General features: G+C 40.7%; 19 protein-coding genes. 7 read left to right on the plus strand and 12 right to left on the minus strand.

Annotation, left to right across the window (positions count from 1 at the left end; genetic code table 11):
• Window positions 1-237 precede the first annotated feature (237 nt).
• Entirely contained in the window at window positions 238-927 is a 690-nt protein-coding gene (locus tag FIU87_RS18340; protein WP_253905459.1) for an N-acetylmuramoyl-L-alanine amidase, read from the minus strand.
• A 167-nt stretch (window positions 928-1,094) separates the two neighbouring features.
• Here FIU87_RS18340 and FIU87_RS18345 point away from each other — a divergent pair, with 167 nt between their 5' ends.
• The 3 genes from FIU87_RS18345 to FIU87_RS18355 all read left to right on the plus strand — a co-directional run bounded on the left by FIU87_RS18345 (window position 1,095) and on the right by FIU87_RS18355 (window position 6,335).
• Entirely contained in the window at window positions 1,095-1,631 is a 537-nt protein-coding gene (locus FIU87_RS18345) for a BsuPI-related putative proteinase inhibitor (RefSeq protein WP_172971108.1), read from the plus strand.
• Between the two features lie 374 nt (window positions 1,632-2,005).
• Complete coding sequence (locus FIU87_RS18350) at window positions 2,006-3,529, plus strand: hypothetical protein (RefSeq protein ID WP_216647503.1); 1,524 nt, start codon at window positions 2,006-2,008, stop codon at window positions 3,527-3,529.
• Complete coding sequence (locus FIU87_RS18355) at window positions 3,522-6,335, plus strand: DEAD/DEAH box helicase (protein ID WP_152445913.1); 2,814 nt, start codon at window positions 3,522-3,524, stop codon at window positions 6,333-6,335. The genes FIU87_RS18350 and FIU87_RS18355 overlap by 8 nt, the downstream gene beginning before the upstream one ends.
• Before the next feature lie 13 nt (window positions 6,336-6,348).
• Here the strand turns inward: FIU87_RS18355 and FIU87_RS18360 are convergent, their stop codons facing one another.
• The 3 genes from FIU87_RS18360 to ssb form a co-directional block, all read right to left on the minus strand.
• Window positions 6,349-6,876, minus strand: a complete 528-nt coding sequence (locus FIU87_RS18360; RefSeq protein WP_172971109.1) for a VanZ family protein — start codon at window positions 6,874-6,876, stop codon at window positions 6,349-6,351.
• Between the two features lie 72 nt (window positions 6,877-6,948).
• Window positions 6,949-7,416 (minus strand): hypothetical protein, encoded by a 468-nt coding sequence (locus tag FIU87_RS18365; protein ID WP_152445915.1) that lies wholly within the window; start codon window positions 7,414-7,416, stop codon window positions 6,949-6,951.
• 307 nt (window positions 7,417-7,723) lie between these two features.
• Window positions 7,724-8,197: a single-stranded DNA-binding protein gene (ssb, locus tag FIU87_RS18370; RefSeq protein WP_152445916.1), complete on the minus strand. Its 474-nt coding sequence runs from the start codon at window positions 8,195-8,197 to the stop codon at window positions 7,724-7,726.
• Window positions 8,198-8,453: 256 nt separating this feature from the next.
• Between ssb and FIU87_RS18375 the strand changes: the two genes are divergently transcribed.
• Complete coding sequence (locus tag FIU87_RS18375) at window positions 8,454-8,882, plus strand: YwpF family protein (RefSeq protein WP_152445917.1); 429 nt, start codon at window positions 8,454-8,456, stop codon at window positions 8,880-8,882.
• Window positions 8,883-8,919: 37 nt separating this feature from the next.
• On the opposite strand, the gene FIU87_RS18380 is transcribed toward FIU87_RS18375, so the two are convergent.
• The 3 genes from FIU87_RS18380 to FIU87_RS21125 all read right to left on the minus strand — a co-directional run bounded on the left by FIU87_RS18380 (window position 8,920) and on the right by FIU87_RS21125 (window position 11,396).
• Entirely contained in the window at window positions 8,920-9,777 is an 858-nt protein-coding gene (locus FIU87_RS18380) for a processed acidic surface protein (RefSeq protein ID WP_152445918.1), read from the minus strand.
• Window positions 9,778-10,052: 275 nt separating this feature from the next.
• Complete coding sequence (locus tag FIU87_RS18385) at window positions 10,053-11,087, minus strand: SEC-C metal-binding domain-containing protein (RefSeq protein WP_152445919.1); 1,035 nt, start codon at window positions 11,085-11,087, stop codon at window positions 10,053-10,055.
• Between the two features lie 162 nt (window positions 11,088-11,249).
• Window positions 11,250-11,396 (minus strand): YwzD family small protein, encoded by a 147-nt coding sequence (locus FIU87_RS21125; protein ID WP_172971110.1) that lies wholly within the window; start codon window positions 11,394-11,396, stop codon window positions 11,250-11,252.
• A 227-nt stretch (window positions 11,397-11,623) separates the two neighbouring features.
• Here FIU87_RS21125 and FIU87_RS18390 point away from each other — a divergent pair, with 227 nt between their 5' ends.
• The gene (locus tag FIU87_RS18390) at window positions 11,624-12,049 is read left to right on the plus strand and encodes a hypothetical protein (protein ID WP_152445920.1); all 426 of its coding nucleotides are present in this window, start codon (window positions 11,624-11,626) and stop codon (window positions 12,047-12,049) included.
• 119 nt (window positions 12,050-12,168) lie between these two features.
• Here FIU87_RS18390 and FIU87_RS18395 read toward each other — a convergent pair whose 3' ends face one another.
• Complete coding sequence (locus FIU87_RS18395; protein WP_216647505.1) at window positions 12,169-12,456, minus strand: hypothetical protein; 288 nt, start codon at window positions 12,454-12,456, stop codon at window positions 12,169-12,171.
• Between the two features lie 310 nt (window positions 12,457-12,766).
• On the opposite strand from FIU87_RS18395, the gene FIU87_RS18400 reads away from it, so the two are divergent.
• On the plus strand, window positions 12,767-13,300 hold the full coding sequence (locus FIU87_RS18400) for a hypothetical protein (protein WP_152445922.1): 534 nt from the start codon (window positions 12,767-12,769) through the stop codon (window positions 13,298-13,300).
• Window positions 13,301-13,447: 147 nt separating this feature from the next.
• A complete protein-coding gene (locus FIU87_RS18405; RefSeq protein ID WP_152445923.1) occupies window positions 13,448-14,320 on the plus strand; it encodes a general stress protein in 873 nt (290 codons plus the stop codon).
• Window positions 14,321-14,543: 223 nt separating this feature from the next.
• Here the strand turns inward: FIU87_RS18405 and FIU87_RS18410 are convergent, their stop codons facing one another.
• From FIU87_RS18410 to FIU87_RS18425, 4 genes are all read right to left on the minus strand, one after another.
• Window positions 14,544-15,581 carry a Gfo/Idh/MocA family protein gene (locus FIU87_RS18410; protein WP_152445924.1) on the minus strand — a complete coding sequence of 346 codons (1,038 nt, stop codon included), beginning with the start codon at window positions 15,579-15,581 and terminating at the stop codon, window positions 14,544-14,546.
• Window positions 15,582-15,600: 19 nt separating this feature from the next.
• Window positions 15,601-16,353, minus strand: a complete 753-nt coding sequence (locus tag FIU87_RS18415; protein ID WP_152445925.1) for a response regulator transcription factor — start codon at window positions 16,351-16,353, stop codon at window positions 15,601-15,603.
• Window positions 16,334-18,127: a sensor histidine kinase gene (locus FIU87_RS18420; RefSeq protein ID WP_152445926.1), complete on the minus strand. Its 1,794-nt coding sequence runs from the start codon at window positions 18,125-18,127 to the stop codon at window positions 16,334-16,336. The genes FIU87_RS18415 and FIU87_RS18420 overlap by 20 nt, the downstream gene beginning before the upstream one ends.
• Window positions 18,128-18,214: 87 nt before the next feature.
• Window positions 18,215-19,483, minus strand: a complete 1,269-nt coding sequence (locus FIU87_RS18425; protein WP_152445927.1) for an ABC transporter substrate-binding protein — start codon at window positions 19,481-19,483, stop codon at window positions 18,215-18,217.
• Window positions 19,484-19,490: the final 7 nt, after the last annotated feature.

Below are 19,490 nucleotides of genomic sequence, written 5' to 3' on the forward strand. Positions count from 1 at the left end.
AAATATACGATAATTATAACTTTATTTCATTACATTCGCTAAACAAGGACAAATTTCCTGTTTTTTTGTCATATATTTGTAGAGAGGGGTGTCCCCCTCCTACTATTTAAAAAGTTCTTTTCTGCTTTAAGGCTTTTTCCAGTTATTATTCGAAGAAAAGTTGCCACATACAGGAAGATTCCTCCACGAAAAGAGCAGGACAGCAGCGTTGATTCCGTGTTTAACTATAAATAGCGATTAAAACTGGATAAAGGTTGGGTATCCCTTTTGCTGAAGTTCTTGTGCAAGCCTTTCCGCATTTTCTTTTGTGTGAAACGCCCCTACTTGAACTTTATACAATCTTTTTGCTGCTTTTGGGATATGCTCTCGCTTTAACTGAAAGTATTCTGCAACCCCCTCTGCAATCGCTACCCCACAGATTTTCCGATAACGATCTGTTTTCAACAACTGAGCTTCCTCCATATTGGTCATAAACCCACATTCACAAAGAATAGAAGCCATCTTCGTTTCACGAAGCACGTGGAAATCCGCAGACTTTATTCCCCTGTCTTTTCTTCCTGTTTTTTTAATCAGCTTTTGGTGTACGAGAGCTGCTAACTTATTGGAATTTGGGGACTCAACTAATGGTGTATAGGTTTCTATACCATGCGCTGAATTCCATCCCCCATTTCCAAAGGCATTAGCGTGGATGGATACAAAAGCATCCACCTGAGATTGATTCGCCCTACTTGTTCTTTGTTGTAAGGGCACATCAAGCTTGTCTGAATGAGTGAACATGACATCTACGTCTGGGAATTGCAGCAATTCTTCTCTAGCATAAGTTGCGACAACCCGATTGAATTCATATTCTTTCATTCCATCTGGGGTCCGTTTTCCTGGAGTTTGATAACCATGACCTGCATCTAACACTATTTTCAATCCTTCCACCTCTTTTGCTATTTTTTTGAACTATATACTTCCACTGTACCTCCCGTAACCTTTTATATAATTTTCCGTCTAACCTTACAAAGAAGGATTTTCTTCGTTTATCAGGGGAATAAGAGTAGTAAATGAGCCGTTCGATAAGAAAATTTAAACCATTTGGAGGTACAAATATGTATAAAATTATTGCTTTTCTATCTGTTTTTCTTTTATTAGCTGCTTGTGGAACTGCTGGAGACTCTTCGCAAAATCAAACCGGAGACACGAATAACAACTCGGAGGAAAATGTAAGAGGGGATGGGCAAGGAAATGGAGAAGAGCAGAATGAAGAAGAAAAAGAAAAGGGGCTAGACCAAAATTTTAAAGAAGGAGAGCTTGAGGGTCAGCTGGAACTAACCCCCAACAACGAATTTTTGTTTACTGTAACGAATAATAATGAGGAAGACGCAGAGATATTCTTCACCTCTGGTCAGGAATATGATTATGTTGTGTTTGATGAATCTGGAGCGACGGTGAAACAGCTTTCTGCAAGCGCGATGTTTATCCAAGCAACGAAAGAACTTATTTTACAACCGGGGGAAACACTAGAGTATCCAGTTGCCTACGAGGAAGTAGCAAGAGATCTCTCACCAGGAACATATAAAATTCACTTCACCTTTACCGACACCAATCACTTTGCGATGGCGGAAGAGGAATTCACTGTTGAATAAGCAACTCCCTCGCATAAGGTTGTAACTGAACTACAAAAAAACTATAATAGAAAGAAGAAGATTTTTCCGTTAAATAATATTAACTAATTTTTAAAAGCAATGCTTACAAATAGAAGTAATCTAGCTGTTGATTGGAACAATGGGTGGAGACTCCTTCATGGATGAAGCGACCCCACAGGCGAAGCAGAAGTGGCTCAAGCATCGGTCCGTTGAATGATGAGCCATTTTGCGAAATCAACAGCGGCGATAAAAATAACAGCCTTCTGAAAAAGGTCTACCCACGTTGTAGGCCTTTTGCTATTTAATGGATATTCATACATAGGTTTACGTGAAAGAGGATGGTGACTTAAATGGAGCATTTCGCAGCATGGCTAATGAAAACATATCCGCTCTCTGATGAAGAAAACAGACAAATGCTCAAGCAGGGCTTAAAGCTTTTTAGGCAAGGAAACGTCATTAATGCCTACAAAGAAGAAGCAAGCATCACTGGAAAAGTGCAGGACAATGGTCCAAAGCACGTGCTAATTGACTTAGAAATTGGAGACGTTAGCAGATGCACATGCGGCTTGGAAAAACTATGCTCTCACCAGCTTGCAGCCTTTCTCTCCGTTTGGTCCGAATCAAAAACAGTCGCTTCACTAATTGATGAATGGAAATTAGAAACAGGAAACGCAAATAGAACGGATATGCTTTTAGTGAAGAAAAATAAGGAAACCTATGAGGAGGATTCCTTGTCGAGTTGGTTAGCGTTTGTGGAAAACCAGCACCTTCACTTTCAACAATCCATCCCAACGAAAAGTACCTATTTAACTGGCTTAACGCATGCATTTTTCCCAAAATTAAAGCTAAAAGCACCTAAAAAAGCTGAGATACGACCTTTGTTTCTTTTGCATGCGTCCTTGTTTTGCATGGAAAAAGTCATAGATAGCTATGATAACACTCAGCCCTATCAGTATATTTCAGACATCGTTCATCGCTTTGTAGATATAGTGGAGGAAGAAGCAAAAGGATTGTTTCACAGTGCCATCGCCTTTCAATTAGATTCTCTTCTAAAAGAAAGCAGACAGATAATCCGCACAAAGCTTCTGAATCAAAAGGAGCCATTTGTTCGGGAAATCTTTTATGTCTATCAGTTTGTGTGGAACGATGTGTTTCAGCGGCGCAATTGGATGACTGCAGAATTGAAGGATTTAGAAAACATAAATTCCCTTCAAGGAGATCTAGCCAAAACTCATCTGTTCTTTTTACAAAAAAAGGATGAACAAGCAATCCAACTCGTTAAACAGCATGGGAGCGACTTTGCTCCTTACCTTTTTCATTGGATTCAAACCTTGGTTTCTGCAAAGGCAAGACACCGGTTAGAAAGCTGGCTCAGCGTTGCTCTTCCGATTCTATCAGCCTATATTCACGCTGAAGCTACTTACGATCGCAAAAGACAATTAACGAAGCACCTGTTAAAGCTTCTGACCGACTTTGCATTAGAAACAAAGCACGATGCCATCTACATAGAAGCAATGAGGGTTTTAATGCCCTACAGCTACGGAGAATACGAATGGTATCTTTTTGAGACAAAGAACTACCGTAAATGGGTGGAGCTTCAGCTTTGGATGGGCTTTGAGATAAATGGACTTGAATCCTATAAGTTAAAAGAAATAAAAAAGACCGCTCCGTTCACCTTGTTTCCGCTCTATCACACGGCCATTCAAAAAGCCTTGGAAAACCGAAACAAAGCGGCCTACAAAGAAGCAGCAGCACTTTTAAAAACGCTGCATTCACTCTACAAAAAAGAAAAGCTTGAGGATGTTTGGATTCGTTATTTTCAACACCTAAAAGAAAGCACCAAACGCCTACGCTCCTTCCAGGAAGAATTAAAAAAGGGAAGATTCAGCTATGATTAATGATGCACTTCATGCTAATTCCATATTTATTGAAGAGAAAAACCAGTTTTTCCTATATGTAAAACGGAAATCATCGGTGCTGCCTCCCTCTCGTTTTATCCCCCATGTTTTCACATGGCACGAGAGTTCATTTTTTGGAACTTTTCTACAAGAAGCTTCCTATAACGGGATAACCGGCGTTTATTTGAATCCTGAGGAAGCCTTGGAGCTATTCGCCCAAAACACAGAAAACTCCTTTCAAGAGTTAGAATGGTGTGACCAATCAGAACAGTATCGCTTAATCGCTCCTGCCGTTGCCCATATTTTAAACCAACGTTCCTTCCAACCAAGCTACTCTTCTTACCAGGAAGGGAAGCTCGCGTTTAAGTTAACGCAAGAAGGCTTGGCATACATAGAAAAAAATCCACTCTTACCGGCTCATCAGGAACGAATGGAGAGCTGGATTGACGCAATGATGAAAGATTGGCAGCATAATGAAAAGTGGGAGCATTTAGAAACATACTGGATGGATTATCATGCCTATCCATCTACTTCAGAGCAAGAAGAAATCTTTCAGACCTTCTTAGATGAGGAAGACTGGTTACGTGATATTGGCTGGAACAAAGATACCACTCCATTTAAGATGGGACTAAGACTCTTAGAACCATCAAAAGAAGAGCAAGATTGGCAGCTTGAAACGTTACTGATGGATAAGAAAACAGAAAAGCTATACAACTGGCAGACAGACGCTCTTCCAACGGCATTTGAGAAATATGAAAAGGAAATTCATAGAGGCTTCAAAAAATGGCAGCTTCTTACCCCTTCTTTATTTTCAAATGGACAAATTAGAGAGGCGCTTACAGAGGAGGATGCTTGGAGATTTCTCATCGACGGCAGTGAGAGATTGCTTGCTATCGGGAGCTTCATTCATCTACCTCCTTGGTGGCATGCTGTCAAAAATTCTAAATTGAAGGTAAAAGCAAGAGTGAATAGCTCCAAATCTGGAGGTCATTCCCCATCATTTGTCGGACTTCAATCTTTGGTAAACTTCGAATGGCGGTTCTCCACCAGAAATACCGAAATTTCCGAGGAGGAGTTTTTGTCACTTGTTGAACAAAACCGGCGCCTCGTTCAGATTAAAGGAGAATGGGTGGCACTCGACCCTCATTTCATTGAAGAAATAAAAAGAATGATGAAAACCGCAGAGGAAAGTGGCATTAGAATCGAGGATCTTCTAAAAAGCAATGCAGCAAGCTTTCCCGATACAGAACTACCCACTAATGGCGAAGAAGGGGAAAGCTACGCTGTAGAGGATATCACCTACGAGCTTACAGGCTCTGCTCAAAAACTAATGGAGCAGCTGTATCAAGGAAAGGGACTTCCCTCTTTTGAAGCTCCTGACACCTTTAAAGGAGAGCTTCGTCCTTATCAGGAACAAGGAGCAGCATGGCTGTTATTTTTGCGAAAACATGGGTTTGGTGCTGTCTTGGCAGATGATATGGGACTAGGAAAAACCATTCAGCTTATTGCCTATTTTCTTTCAAGCAAAAGTAAGCCTGACAACAGCTCCCCTGTTCTCATTATTTGCCCAACATCTGTTCTTGGTAACTGGCAAAAAGAACTGGAAAAGTTTGCACCAAGCTTAGAGGTAATGCTCCATTATGGTCCTTCACGGAAAAAGGGCTCTTTGTTCCGTCAATCCATTCTTGGTGCAGACGTTGTATTAACCTCTTATGCCTTATCACATCTAGACGAAGATGAGTTGGCTAGTATAAAGTGGCATACCATTTGCCTTGATGAAGCACAAAATATTAAAAATGCAGACACAAAGCAATCTCAAGCAGTTCGCAATTTAAGCGGAGAACATCATATCGCCTTAACGGGGACACCGATGGAAAACAGGCTAACAGAGCTGTGGGCGATTTTTGATTTTGTTAATCCAGGCTATCTCGGGTCACTCGGATCCTTTCAAAAGCAATTTGTTTTACCGATTGAAAAGGACCAGGATAAAAAGAAAATTCAACAATTGCAAACGTTAATTCAGCCATTTTTACTACGACGAACAAAGCAGGACGAACAGGTAGCTCTAAATTTACCTGAGAAGCTCGAGCAAAAGGAATATTGTCCTCTAACTATTGAACAAGCGTCTATTTACGAACAGCTTGTAAAAGAAACCTTGGATAAGGTGGAAACGTTAGGTGGCATCCAAAGACGTGGACTTGTATTAAAAATGCTTGGTCAGTTGAAGCAAGTTTGCGACCACCCAGCATTATATCTTAAGGAAGAAACGCCACACGAAATTTTATCCCGCTCCAGTAAAATGGAAAAGCTTGTGGAATTAGTGGATCAAATTCGCCAAAACGGGGAAAGCTGTCTTATTTTCACACAGTATATATCCATGGGGAACATGATTATGGAGGCGTTAGAAACGGCGCTTGGAGAAAAAGGAAGATTCCTTAATGGCAGTGTGGTGAAAAAAGACAGAGACCAGCTTATTCTCGATTTTCAGGAAAGCAAGTTTCATATCTTGATTCTTTCCCTAAAAGCTGGGGGAACAGGACTTAACCTCACTGCTGCTAATCATGTAATTCACTATGATCGATGGTGGAACCCAGCAGTAGAAAACCAAGCTACCGACAGAGCGTACCGAATTGGTCAAAACCGTTTCGTTCATGTTCACAAGTTCATCGCCACTGGAACCCTAGAAGAAAAAATTGATGCCATGATTGAGTCAAAACAAGCATTAAATGATCAAATCATTACAAGTGAAGGCTGGATTACCGAACTAACAAACGCAGAATTAGAAGACCTGTTAACGTTGAGATGAAAAAAGCGCAACCCTATAAATTTGGGTTTGCGCTTTTTTGTTTTGTAGCCGCATGCTTTATTCGATATCCTGCTATGAGCCCGGTAATCATTCCCTTGATTCCGCCCATGCCATTTAAAAATACATCGGACCATTGGCCACTTCTACCATGATGAAGGTGCTGGAGAAATTCATCCATCATCGAAATGATAAGCAGTGTGGTAATACTTAAGAAAAGCAACCTCCTTATTTTTAATCCAATCGAACAGGTAAAATAACGAACAATGGTATAGCCTAACACGCTGTAGAAAAACAGATGAGCCCCTTTTCGAATCAAATATTCCACAAGACCATAAGCCCCTAAATTTTCTATGGTAATTTTATCGTTAATTATGTAAAAAGGAAGCTTGGAAAAAACAAGCTCAATTTGCTGCTCCGTTACAAGCACCTGCAAATAAGGACGGATGGTCTGTTCTGAATAAGACATAGACGACAAGTAAAAAAGCAAAAGCGTCCATCCAACAGCTATAAACAAATAATAGAAAACATTTTTCTTTTTCAATGGAGGCCACCACCGTATTTTCTTCTTATTAACGGTGTGTCCTTTCCTGTGATACCTTATACACTTGCTAAGTTAAATTTTCCAGCTAGTAACGCCGCCCCTTATCTCATTCATTGATAGAAAGGCTGTCTTTCCTTTATATTTGATAAGAATTCTTTGCAGCAGTAATTCTATAAGCTTGCTATCTAAGGTTTCTGGGTAATCAATTTTAAGAAATGCTTTTTTGTGTTGATACCAAACGAAAGAGGATATATCAAGGTGATAGTGTAAGAGGTCAATGGTTACAGCGATTATTCGTTTTTCCGAGTGAGAACGAAAATGTAATTCTAGAGCTTGATTGTTTTTGGTAGAAATACAGCGCCACTCTTCATGGTCTAAGGGAGGTTCTTCCTTAAAAAATCCCAACGCATCGTAAAAAGAGAGTCCTTGCTCTTCACTTGAGGATAACGATTCCTTTATATAGACGCTATAAATCTCATTTTCCTGTACATTCTTGGACTGACTAGGCTGAAAGTTTACCGAGCTTAACCTATAATCCACTACTATCACACTCCTCCAACAGATGATTTATTGATTACGTGTTGCTTAACTATTAGCAGTAGCAACAAAGTTAGGAAAACCACCCTTAGTTAATAAAAATAATTGAAAAAGGCCAACCGGTAAGGCTGGCACCAACAAAACTGGAGAACCCACGGGGCAAGGTCTCTATGAAGAAAACAGAGGGCTTATCCTCTAACTGAGAATAAGCAAAAAGAAAAGGCAACTTGTATGGAACAGGCTGCCTTTATAAGAAAGGCTAAAGCATATAGGGAGGGGAGCCCATTTGCTTTACTAAAATTTGAGTTAGCTACATACCAACTTTTTCAGGCGTTCTTACTTGCTCCACAGGTTGTTCTGCTTGTTCCTGTGGAGGATTTTGTGGTGGTGGTGGAAATTCCTGATTCTCCGCGGAAGGAGCCTTGACTTCTTTCCCACTTGCAGAAGCATTGGTCTTTGCGTCTCTTTTCTTCTCGAGAAATCGAACATTATCCACGACAATATCTGTCACATACACGGTTGTACCGTCCTTGGCCTCAAATCTTCTTGTTTGGATTCTGCCTGTCACTCCAACGAGCTGGCCTTTGCGACAATAATCAGCAGTAGTCTTTGCGAGATTTCTCCATGCCGTACACGACACAAAATCTGCCTCTATGACGCCCTCTTGATTTTTGTAGTTTCGGTTTACCGCTAAACGAAAGGTGGCAACAGGAGTACCTTCTCCTGTATAACGAAGCTCCGGATCCTTCACCATTCGACCAACAAGCACCACTTCATTAATCATTTTTTTCCCTCCTTTTCTACAAATTTCATGCTACATCGCTATCATAAACCGCCTTCATTCGACACGTAAAATCAGCATCCCATCGTTTTCTAGTAGTTTTTAGTGCTAAAAGATTGTTTTATCTAAAACAAAAAACCATTTTTCATCCAGTTCTAACAAACCAACTACAATCTTTCCCTCCATTTGAATTTTTTTATATGCTATAATACAAACTATTAATATACTTGTGCGAGAATATAACCGTTGGAGGAATAACATGAAAACATTCAAACTTGTAGCCCTATCCCTTGTACATGGTGAAGAAGTGGAACAGCTGGATTTACAAGATGGATTAATCATTAATAGAGAATACGGAAAAGAGAACTGGTTGATAGAAGTTCTATTGCCAAAAGTAGAGCCAGAAAAATTTCAAACGTTTCAGGAAAATGGCAAACTCCTTCATGTTCAAGCTACTATTTCCAAACCAACAAACGACCCTGCTTCCTTTGAGGTTGTCATCCGGAATGTTGCAGTATTAGAGGATCGAATGAGCATTCTCTTTGAAGGCGAGCTCTTCCGCAAAAATTCCAATTATCACGAAAAGCTATTAGAAAGACTAGTAATGGAAGGGTATTCCGGCGAAGACCTCGTTCATGCCTTCAAAAACAAAGTAAAAGAAAAGCCTGTGTTAGAAAAAAATAAGTAAGTAAAAAGCCCCGTACGGTTGACTACGGGGCTTTTTACTATTTGGTCATCGGGGCAGTTTCCGGCATTCTGTTTTGATATAATTCATCACTCATCTTTACGCCAACCTTCCCTAAATGCACTAGCTCTGTACCTGTTTTCTTTACATAGGTTGGGGAAACTGCCTTTTCATCCATTACCGTGGAAGCCAAATGAGTGCCATCATTACTATACAAATCCAAATGCACTTCCTTGCCTTCCAGCCAGCCTGGTTGCATTAATTCCTGCTGAGACACCTTTGTTTCATCGCTGTCGTTTACATGTAAATTCGCATCCACCTGAAAGGCCTCCATAAATTCCGTCCACAGTGTAAAAATCTGATCAACAGAGGTTGGCTCTTCTTTCAATTTCCCCTCAAGTCTAGCTAATTCATCAGCTAATACATCCTTTGGCAGACTTAAAATATGCTCAAAGATTTGATGTGCTTCCTTTTCTTTAAAGCCCATGGATACAAAAAAATCCTCTGCCCTTGCTATTTCCTCTTCGTGAGTTAAATAAAAGTCCACAGCCAATTCCAGGTCCTCAAGAAAAGTATAATCCTGAACTTTTTCTCCCACTTTCGAAAGCAAAATTTCCAGCTCTTCCTTTGTCAACTCGTAGCGTTCTAACATATCATGCAAATTCTTTTCATTTATCGGAGTTCCTAGCTCTTCTTTCAAATGGGAAATATCTTGAAAGTTCTCTAGCTTCACTTCATAAAAAGACAAATAGCGTTGCAAATCCTCTTTCGTCCAACCAATCTCCTTTAAGTAGGCATTCACTTCATCCTCAGATGGTGCAGCATTCCCCTCTATAGGAATAGCTAAGCATAATGTGAAAACAAGACAACTCACACACATAACCAAACGCTTCATCATGACAAACCTCCCGTAATTGTTTCACATCACTTTGCTAGTAGGATGTGCAAGCATGGGAAATATATACAAAAAGCAGCCTTCATTATAAGAAAAGGCTGCTTTTTATTTTTAAGCTGTGTGATGATACACGTAATGTAATTATCGCTGCTGTCGTGCTCTTTACTTAGAAAAATTTTTAGTTTATGGCCATTTTTCTTTGTTTAAAGATTGGAAAAAGTCTTAAAGTCGACTTTTTCCTAGTTGATAGCAACAATCTTTTTGAAAAGAGCCTATTCTTATGAAGCATTAAATGCTGTTTCAATATCGTCCGCAAACGTCTCCAGGACAGGCTGTAATACCTCTTCAAGCTTACGATAGGTAGAGGACACACTTCCAGGAGACACCCCAAATTCCTCAGATAGCGCCTTTTGCGTTTCCACTTGTTCCTTCATAAAGTGACTGTCCAAAAAGTAGATCATCGCTGCTGCATAGTTTTGCGAATTACGTATACTTGGGCTTTCCTTCATGCAATAAATGGACCAAAGCGTTTGGGTAAATTGCAGGAGCTTTTTTGGATATTTTCGTTTTGCTGACGCCTCTGTTAGGAGCGCCAATACTTGCTCTTGCGCTTCATCTTGAACAGGAAGGTCTTGAACATCCTCTTCCCTTAATTCAAATTCAATTACTCGACCTGCAAGCTCAGGGAAGGAATTTTTATTCCAATCTCCTTCCATTTCTTGAAGCATTTCCTCTATCCGTATTGCTTCTAGCGTACCTCGCTCAAAGGTTGACATAAATACCACATTCGCCTGTTGGTATGGCACGAACATTCCAACCACTAACTCGTTCTTCTGCAGTTTATCTTCCCTACCTATATACGTTACTTTTACTTTATCTTTCGTGAAAAAATCCTCCATCGTGTACATTTCCCCGCGAATGTTCGCTACTTTATAGACGGAAGGAGACGCCCCTTGCCAGCTTTCTGCCCAATCGCGTAGCTGAGACCGTTGAAACTTTTCTTGATTTGTCGATACATACTCTTCAAAAATCGATTTTTCATTTTTCAGTTTTACCGTAAAAATGTACCAAAGATGCAGGAGCTCCTGGTATGCTTCTGCCTTCATTTCATCAAAGGAAAACCTGGTTATGTACCTAGAACTGACTTCCTGAAGCTCCGTTGCATACTTATCATAAGCAAACCGCATAATATCGACCTGCAAGCCCATTAATTCAGACTCTAGTACTTTTTCCAGCATGTTCTCTTTTTTCTCACAGCATTTCTTGTATTTTCTTCCACTGCCACAAAGACAGGGTTCATTTCTTCCAATCATTCTATCACCTTGTTTGTAGTTTCATAGTTGATTGTCATTTAAGACAACGAGTTTTATTCTAACATACTTCTTGTACCAGTGAGAAAGCCAAATAAAAACACCTCTATTAAAAATAGAAGTGTAAACTAAGAATCTATTATTATATAAAAGACCAATAATGTCTTATTTAATCAACATTTGTAGTTTTTCTCTCATTTCATTCACTAACTCCATCATGGAGATATTCTCCCGCTCTACCCCTTGCTGGTAAGCATATTGGAGAACTTTAATGATTTCATCCTCGCTATTTATACTATTAAAATCGCTCATTTCAAAGATTTCACCACCTTAATCCACCAAAATATATTACAATTCTACTATTTTATACCAAAAATACAAGCATTTTTTGAAAAAATTCACAATTCACAGGGAAAAATGTCACCAATTCTTCATACTCTTCCATAGCCACTAACAGAAGGTTTAAAACCTGTTTTTGTGGGTAAAATTGCGTTAAAGTGACAAATTTTATATAGTAATGTAGAAAGAAGGTGACTCATTTGAAATTTTTCAAAGGTTTATTCATAACAGCCGTTGTTCTAGGTCTACTTGGCTTTGGCGGTTACTTTATATTTAATAAATTTATCGAAAACAAAGCAGTTGAGTATGTAGAAAAGGACCTTGCTACGTCCAATGACATAGCAGCTGCGAGGGAATACGTCGATAATTCCCCTGCATTAAAGTCCTATATTGCAGAAGGGGCAGATGCTGATCTCAGTCAGCTACCTTTCCAAACTCGAGAAGAGGCAACAAGACTTGTGATGCAAAAGCTCACACTTCAAGAAATGCAGCAAATCCAAGCACAAGCTGCTAATGGTATGACAGATGAGGAGGCTCTTGAACTGATCCAAAAGTTCGAACACAAGCTGAGCGAGGAAGAGCTTCTAGCATTGAAAGCAATTATATATCAAGAGTTGTATGGGTAGGGGAAGCTAAAGGTAGAGGTGCTTTGGTTTTGCAGGTGCAAGCCTGGGACTGTTCTAATCAGGGGGAAGGCAGTTAATTAGTGCCAGCCCCCTTTTTTCCATTTTTGTCCTTGATGCCCTCACTCAAGACCTCTTTTCTTCCATTCACCCAAATTTTGTCCGATAACCGCTCGCTCAAGACCTCTTTTTCTCCATTGACCCAAACTTTGTCCGATATCCGCTCGCTCAAGACCTCTTTTTCTCCATTGACCCAAACTTTGTCCGATAACCGCTCGCTCAAGACCTCTTTTTCTCCATTGACCCAAACTTTGTCCGATAACCGCTCGCTCAAGACCTCTTTTTCTCCATTGACCCAAACTTTGTCCGATAACCGCTCGCTCAAGACCTCTTTTCTTCCATTCACCCAAACTTTGTCCGATATCCGCTCGCTCAAGACCTCTTTTCCCCTCAAGCGCCCATTTTTGTCCGAAATGACCTCACTCAAGACCTCTTTTCCCTTCACACGCCAATTTTTGTCCTTGATGCCCCTGCTCAAGACCTCTTTTCCTTTCAATCGCCAATTTCTGTCCCAACTCTCCTTACTTAAGACATCCTAACCGCAGAATGTTTAACCTTTTCCTAAATTCAACATTTAATAATAGGACACTCACCCTCGCCAAAGGGGATAGACATGCATATGGTATGGAATGGATAGTAAGTTTAAAGGAGGCATTTTATATGTCTTTGTATTTTGAATGGAGAAAAAGCTGTGGCTGCAGGGAGGCTTGTAATTGCGAAACCCTGCCACCCATGCAAGGGAAAGAAAAGTATTTTTTTAATCAGTCTGATGAAATGTTGACCATCCTGCCTGATACACCGACAAGCGCTATCGAAATTGAGGTAACCACTCATGTTCCAAATAGCATTGTTAAATTAGATTCCATGTTTGAAACCTTCATCCTTACAGGTTTAGAATCAAACTTTAGCTTTATTGTTGAGTTTTCCCTACTGCGAAAAACCACCCCCATCACAAGTGAGAGCTTTGCAATGATCAATCAGCTTGGCCAACCGGATTGTGAAAAAACAATCATGAACACAACAAAAATAACCTGGACAGACATCGTTCCTACCCCAGGCACGTATACGTATTTGGTAGAAGTTAATCATATCACGCTTCCAGATCAAAATATTGATAGTGTCGAGATTCAGGACCGCTCCCTCACTGCCATCACCTTCGCCCCTAATTCTGCCAAAAAACATTCGAATGAATAAAACAAACAAACCATAATGGTCTACAATACCATTGTGGTTTTTTATTGTCCTGCACGCATCTATCATTTGAAAAAATTTCTAGTTTGGTTTAGCTTTTTTTCCATAAAGGGTATGTAGGGAGTAAAGAACGATAGAGGAGGAAAAAGCATGACACTGCAACCGAAAGAAATCATTGGTTCTTATTTGATGGAAGAAGATGCGATGAATAAGGTGAATTGGTTAAAGGATGAAGGATACACCGCAGATCAAATTTGGGTAATTCGCGACCGCCGTGGCGTGTTGGAGCCTTTAGAGGATGGACCAATCACACGTGATAATAGATGGAACGATAACGAGCAAGCCTATGATAGTCTGCAGTCTGAAAGCAATTTCGTTTCCCCTGGTAGCCTGCTTAATCCAGAGATGAAAAGTGTGTCAGCTACCTTAATGGATTTAGGTGTCGGCAAAGAGGATGCCTATCGTTATGAATTTGATGTGAAGGTTGGAAAGATATTGATAGTAGCAGACAAGGTGCCCGGCGAGAAGCATGAGAAGACTTTTAGCAGACAGGATCGCTATAATGCGGAATACGAGTCAGCAGTGCTAATGGAAGAAAAAGAAGAAGCAAAAATTGAGAGAAACTTTGAGAAGCCTCCAGAGCCAAAGGTGACATCTGTTAATCGTCCTATGCCAGATGAAAACATTGATTCCTCACTGCCACTTGATGAGCAATTACTCCGCAGTGACACATTGGGTGATGCCGAGCGTGTCTATATGGAAGAAGAAGTAGGAGCCGTTCGTGGAGAAGCGAGTGCTACAAGAGAAAGCAGATACAATAACGGGAAAAAGTATGCAGAAAACGCTACCGATACTGATGTGGAAACCGCCCTGCGTTATCACCATGGACAACCCTTTGAAATGACAGAGCCAGAAGAGGAAGATGTGTATGACAAACGAGTGATGGAAGATGGTTCATTACGAGTTGAGAAAACGGTAACAGACGAAAGCCCTGGTCAGGGGAGAAAGCCTTTTGGAGAATAACAAATAAGAACTGCCAAGAAAGTTGTAGTTAGCCACTTTCTTGGCAGTTCTTTTTGCATGATGGAGAATATTTTAGAATTTTACAATATAGGAGGACTCCACGACTTGGGTTTTCATTTCGGTTGTCTTCCTACATCGACTATGCGGACTTTCACTCTCCGGGTTTCCTTCGGGTTGTCCGCAAATGTAAACTATCAGAAGCATCCGGCAGTTTTGCCCCATCCTATAAACTAACGCTTCTACCCGTCTCACTACTGCGGTAGATTGCGTCGATTACCTGGGACACCTGCATCGCCTGCTCTGGCTTTACAACAAGCTCTTCTAACCCAAGGCAGCTGTTAATAAAGTTTTGCGCTTGAGGCAGACTTGGGTCATCTTCCCCAGGAATCCAATCGGCTTCTGTATTGAGGAGCATGCCGTGCTTCACCTGGTTTAAGTGGAATGGAAACAAATCAACTCCACCCTCTAAACCGGAGATGCTGATGGACTCTTCGTCTCCTTTCACATTAGCCGACCAGGAGGTTTCAAAGAGCAATGAAGCCCCGTTTTCAAATTTGATATAGGCGGTGACGTGGTCATCTACTTCAAAGCTTTCATGATCAAAACTGCCCCACTGATTCACTTGGCCAGGAACCTTACTCAATTCGTTGTACGTACTGCCCATTACCTCCACTGGCTTTGGATTTCCTAACAACCATAAAGAGAGGTCTAATAAATGGCAGCCGTAGTCAATTAAGCTTCCCCCACCTTGCAGCTCTTTGTTTGTAAACACTCCCCACCCAGGTACTTTACGGCGGCGAATGCCTTTGGCGCGGGCAACAATTGGACGGCCGATTTCCCCTTCTGTCACGACGCGTTTTCCGGCGATCGCTTCTTTCATAAAACGGTAATGATAGGCAATGGCAAGCTGCTTCTCATTATTTTTTGCAGCGGCAATCATCGCCTCGCACTCATCAGGTCGCATGGCCATTGGCTTTTCACAAAAAACGTGCAAGCCAGCTTCTAGAGCGGCAACCGAAATCTCTGCATGAAATTTATTTGGGGTACAAATCGTCACAGCATCCACATGAGCAAACATATCTGCATAGTGAGTATACACGTGAGGAATTCCAAAACGCTCGCCAACAGATTGCGCCGTTTCTTCATTCACATCGCTAATGGCAACGATTTCTACTTTATCCTTCATTGATAAGAAAGTTGGAATGTGGCGGTTTTGGGCAATTCCGCCCACTCCGATAATACCCATTTTGATACGTTTCATTTTACACACCTCTTAGCAGTCATTTTACTAGTTTGTTGCGATATTCATTTGGCGTCAAATGGAAGAATTTTTTGTAAACCTTGCTAAAATACTTCTCATTTTGATAGCCCACATGATAGGCAATCTCGTAAATTTTTAAATTCGGATTACCAAGGAGCTCCTTCGCTTTTTCCATTCGGATTCTTGTCACATAATCTGTAATGGTTTCGTGATACTCCTGCTTGAACTTGCGGGAGATATGCTCTCTGCTTAAGTAAAACTGGTCGGCAATATCCTGAAGCGTTATCTCTTGTTTATAATTGACCCTTAAGAAAGCTTCAATTTGTTGCATACTTGATTCCGTTTCAGCAGAAGAAGGAATCGGTTCCACATCCAACGTAGACCGTTTTATTAGGGCATTCTCCTTCCACCTGTTAACAGCACGCCCTAAGGTTTCATTCAGTAGCTCTGGATCGATCGGTTTTAAAATATAATCAAAGCTTTTGTAAGTAATCGCGTTACGCATGTATTTATAATCATCATGTCCGCTAACCACAATGGTTATTGCTGCAAGCTCTGATTCTGCTAGCCATTTTAAGAGGGAAATCCCATCCCGCTTAGGCATCTGCATATCGGTAAAAATAATCTCTGGCTGATGATGTTTTATAAGGCTGATCGCTTCATCGCCATCACCGGCCTCTAGCACTGTCTCTATACCAAACTCATTCCAATTAGCAAGCAATTGCAAGCCTTCCCTTACATGCTGTTCATCGTCAATGATTATTGCTTTCATGCTCTTCACCCCCAGCTTCAAGCGGCAGCTTTATTGTTACCATAAAGCCACCATCTGGATGATTTTCTAAATGAAGGGAGGCTAAATGTTGGTAGTAAAGCTGTATGCGTGCTTGAATATTGCGTAAGCCTATATTTGTTTCTTCTCCATGCTGCAAAGATTTTCCTTCCCATAAAAGAGCATTAATTTCTTTCAGTCTCTCAGCATCCACTCCTGTCCCATTATCACGGATAACAATGGTCAGCTTTTCTTCGTCTGTTTCTGCTTTTATGTCTATTCTTCCAATATCCTCACGACGGTCAAAGCCGTGTTTAAAATAATTTTCCACAATGGGCTGTAAGAGCATTTTCGGCACTTTTACCTTAAGTGCTTCCTCGTCTGCCTGGATATGATAATCAAAGCTCTCTCCAAACCGCTCCTTTTGTAATAGCAAGAAAGCCTTCAAATAATTTATCTCCCGATTTAGAGGTACCATGTCTTCCTCCATATTCATGCCATAGCGCATGATTTTAGAAAGATCGGTGAGCAGCTTGTAGATTTGCGGTACATTGTTTTTTAAGGCTAACGTGCCAATTGATTGCAGGGCATTATATAGAAAATGAGGATTTAACTGCGATTGAAGGACCTTCAGCTGATTATTTTTGTTTTCGATTTCAAGCTTATACTCGCGGTTAATCAACAGATTTATTCTCTCCACCATTTCTTTGAATCGTATGCCTAAAAGTCCAATCTCATCCTTACCAAGCGTTTGAAATTGCACCCTCATATTTCCTTCTTTGACCTGTTGAATATTTTGGAGAAGTACACGAATTGGGTTTGTTATTTTAAAAGATACAATTAAGGAAGCTAGAATAACGAGAGATAGGCCAATAACACCGAATAGGATATTAATTTTCGTCACAGAGAAAGCGTTGTCATAAAGGGTTGCATACGGGACCCGTTTGACAAGAATCCAACCACCAGTTGAAAGGTCTGTGCGGTCATACATCATCACACCCTGGAACTCGCCGGTTTCCCATTCCATCGTTCCGCTTGTAGCTTCGGATTGGAGGATGGGCTTGATCCATTTTTGCTCATCCGGTAATTTCTGAACCATCGGATTGGAACTATAAATGAATTCACCGTTTGGAGAAAGGATGAAGAGCTCCTCGGTTTGCCTGTTAAAAAGATTTTCACTTAAACTTAAAATTTTTTCTGAGCCTACTACAAGGGTAATGTAAGCAAGCACTTTTTCGGAAGGTACATTCGTTAGTGCCCGGTGTACATAAAGGACATTTCCTCCCTTTTGAAGCTGTTCTGTATCGATGTGGAACAAGTAAGGACTGAGCTGGGCTTTTTTATAAGCGTCTTCATAGCTGTCTGTAACTCTATCAGAAAAAACAACCGTCGAGCGCTTGGAAGCAGTAATGCCTCTGTTCACCTCTTCAAAGGAAATTTGTACTCTCGTAATATTATCTTCCGCATAAAGAATCGTCTGTAATACATTTCGGACAATGCCGATAGTGAGGTAGTTGTCCTCTTTGTTTGGTGCCCGCATATAGTTAATAAATTCAGGATTATTATAGAGTGATAGAGAAAGATTGTTAAGCTCCGCTAAATAGCTTTCAAGATTTATTTTCCCTTGATAAAGAAGATTACTGTTTTCCTGAACAACCAAATCCTTGAAGGCTTCCTTTGATTGATAGTAGGTAATAATGATGGATGTTCCAAAAGGCAGGATGGTGATGATCATTAATAAGATAATCAGTTTGTTGCGGATACTATTGCGAAACATTGCTCACCCCCAAATGCTTTTCCCTTCCCTTTTATTCATTATAGCAGAAAAGCATGCCTGCTAAGAGACATGCTTTTCGTAAATGTATTACTTTAAATTATCCCATGTAGTTTGGAAGCGCTCAAGGACTGTGTCATAGTCGATTCTGCCTGCAGCGTATTCTTGGATCGTGGCAGCAAATTCTTTATTTGCCCCATCTGGCCACATAAACCAAGTCCAAGGAACCGTTTTTTCTTCTGTAGAATATTCGAGAATGGATTGCCCAAGGTCACCAAGTCCCGTTGGCTCGATATTGTCGAATGCAGGGATAAAGGCAAACTCTTCTGTAATGTATCGCTTACCAGTTTCAGAGGAAACCATCCAGTTTAAGAATGTTTTTGCTTCATCTATGTTCTCTGATTTGTTGTTGATTGCCCAGTTGTTTGGTACGCCAACTGGCAGTCGGTCCGCATCGGCGTCATCGTTCACTGGAATTGGGAGGAAGCCCATGTTCATGTCAGGATTGATTTCATAAATCATGTTTTCTACCCAGTTACCTTGTTGAAGCATCGCCGTTTTTCCACTAGCAAACTGTGTCACCTGTGTGTTGTAGTCTGTAGTTAACGGGTTTGCGTTTCCGAAATTGATTTCAGTGTCTAGAACAGATTGGAACTCCTCGAACGTTTTGTTTCCGACGATTTTTTCAGATCCGTCATATAAACCAGCAATGAATGCTTCTGGATCATCCTGTTGTGCAAAGCCAAGGTTAAGTAAATGTTGCCCAATTACCCACCATTCTGCATAACCAGCAGAGAAAGGTGTAATTCCCGCTGCTTTTAATTTTTCCGCAGCAGCCTTAAGTTCGGAGATTGTTTTTGGTGGCTCTTTAATGCCAGCCTCTTCAAAAAGATCCTTGTTATAAATAAATCCATAACCTTCAAGGTTTACTGGCATACCATACAATTTCCCATCATCAGGATCAGTCATTGGTACCTTTCCGATAGGAAGAACGTGCTCTGCCCAAGGCTCATCAGAAAGATCAGTTAAATGTTCCTTCCATAGCTCAAGCTCTTTAAACCCACCGTTATTGAAAATATCAGGCTGTTCGCCAGATGCAAATTTCGCTTTCAACGCAGCGCCGTAGTCCGCACCGCCACCAACTGTTTCTAATTTCACTTTAATATTAGGGTGCTCAGCCTCAAATTCATCAATAAGTGCCTGAAGTTGGTCTGCAATTTCCACTTTAAATTGGAACAAATTTAATGTGACAACATCTCCATCCTTCGATTTGTCGCCTGAAGAATTGTCACTTGAGCAGCCTGCGAAAATTCCTATCACTAAGGACAACGATAAGAAAAGAAGTACGATTCGTTTCATTAGAATA

It is taken from the genome of Bacillus sp. THAF10, assembly GCF_009363695.1.
Taxonomy (GTDB): Bacteria; Bacillota; Bacilli; order Bacillales; family Bacillaceae_I; genus Sutcliffiella_A.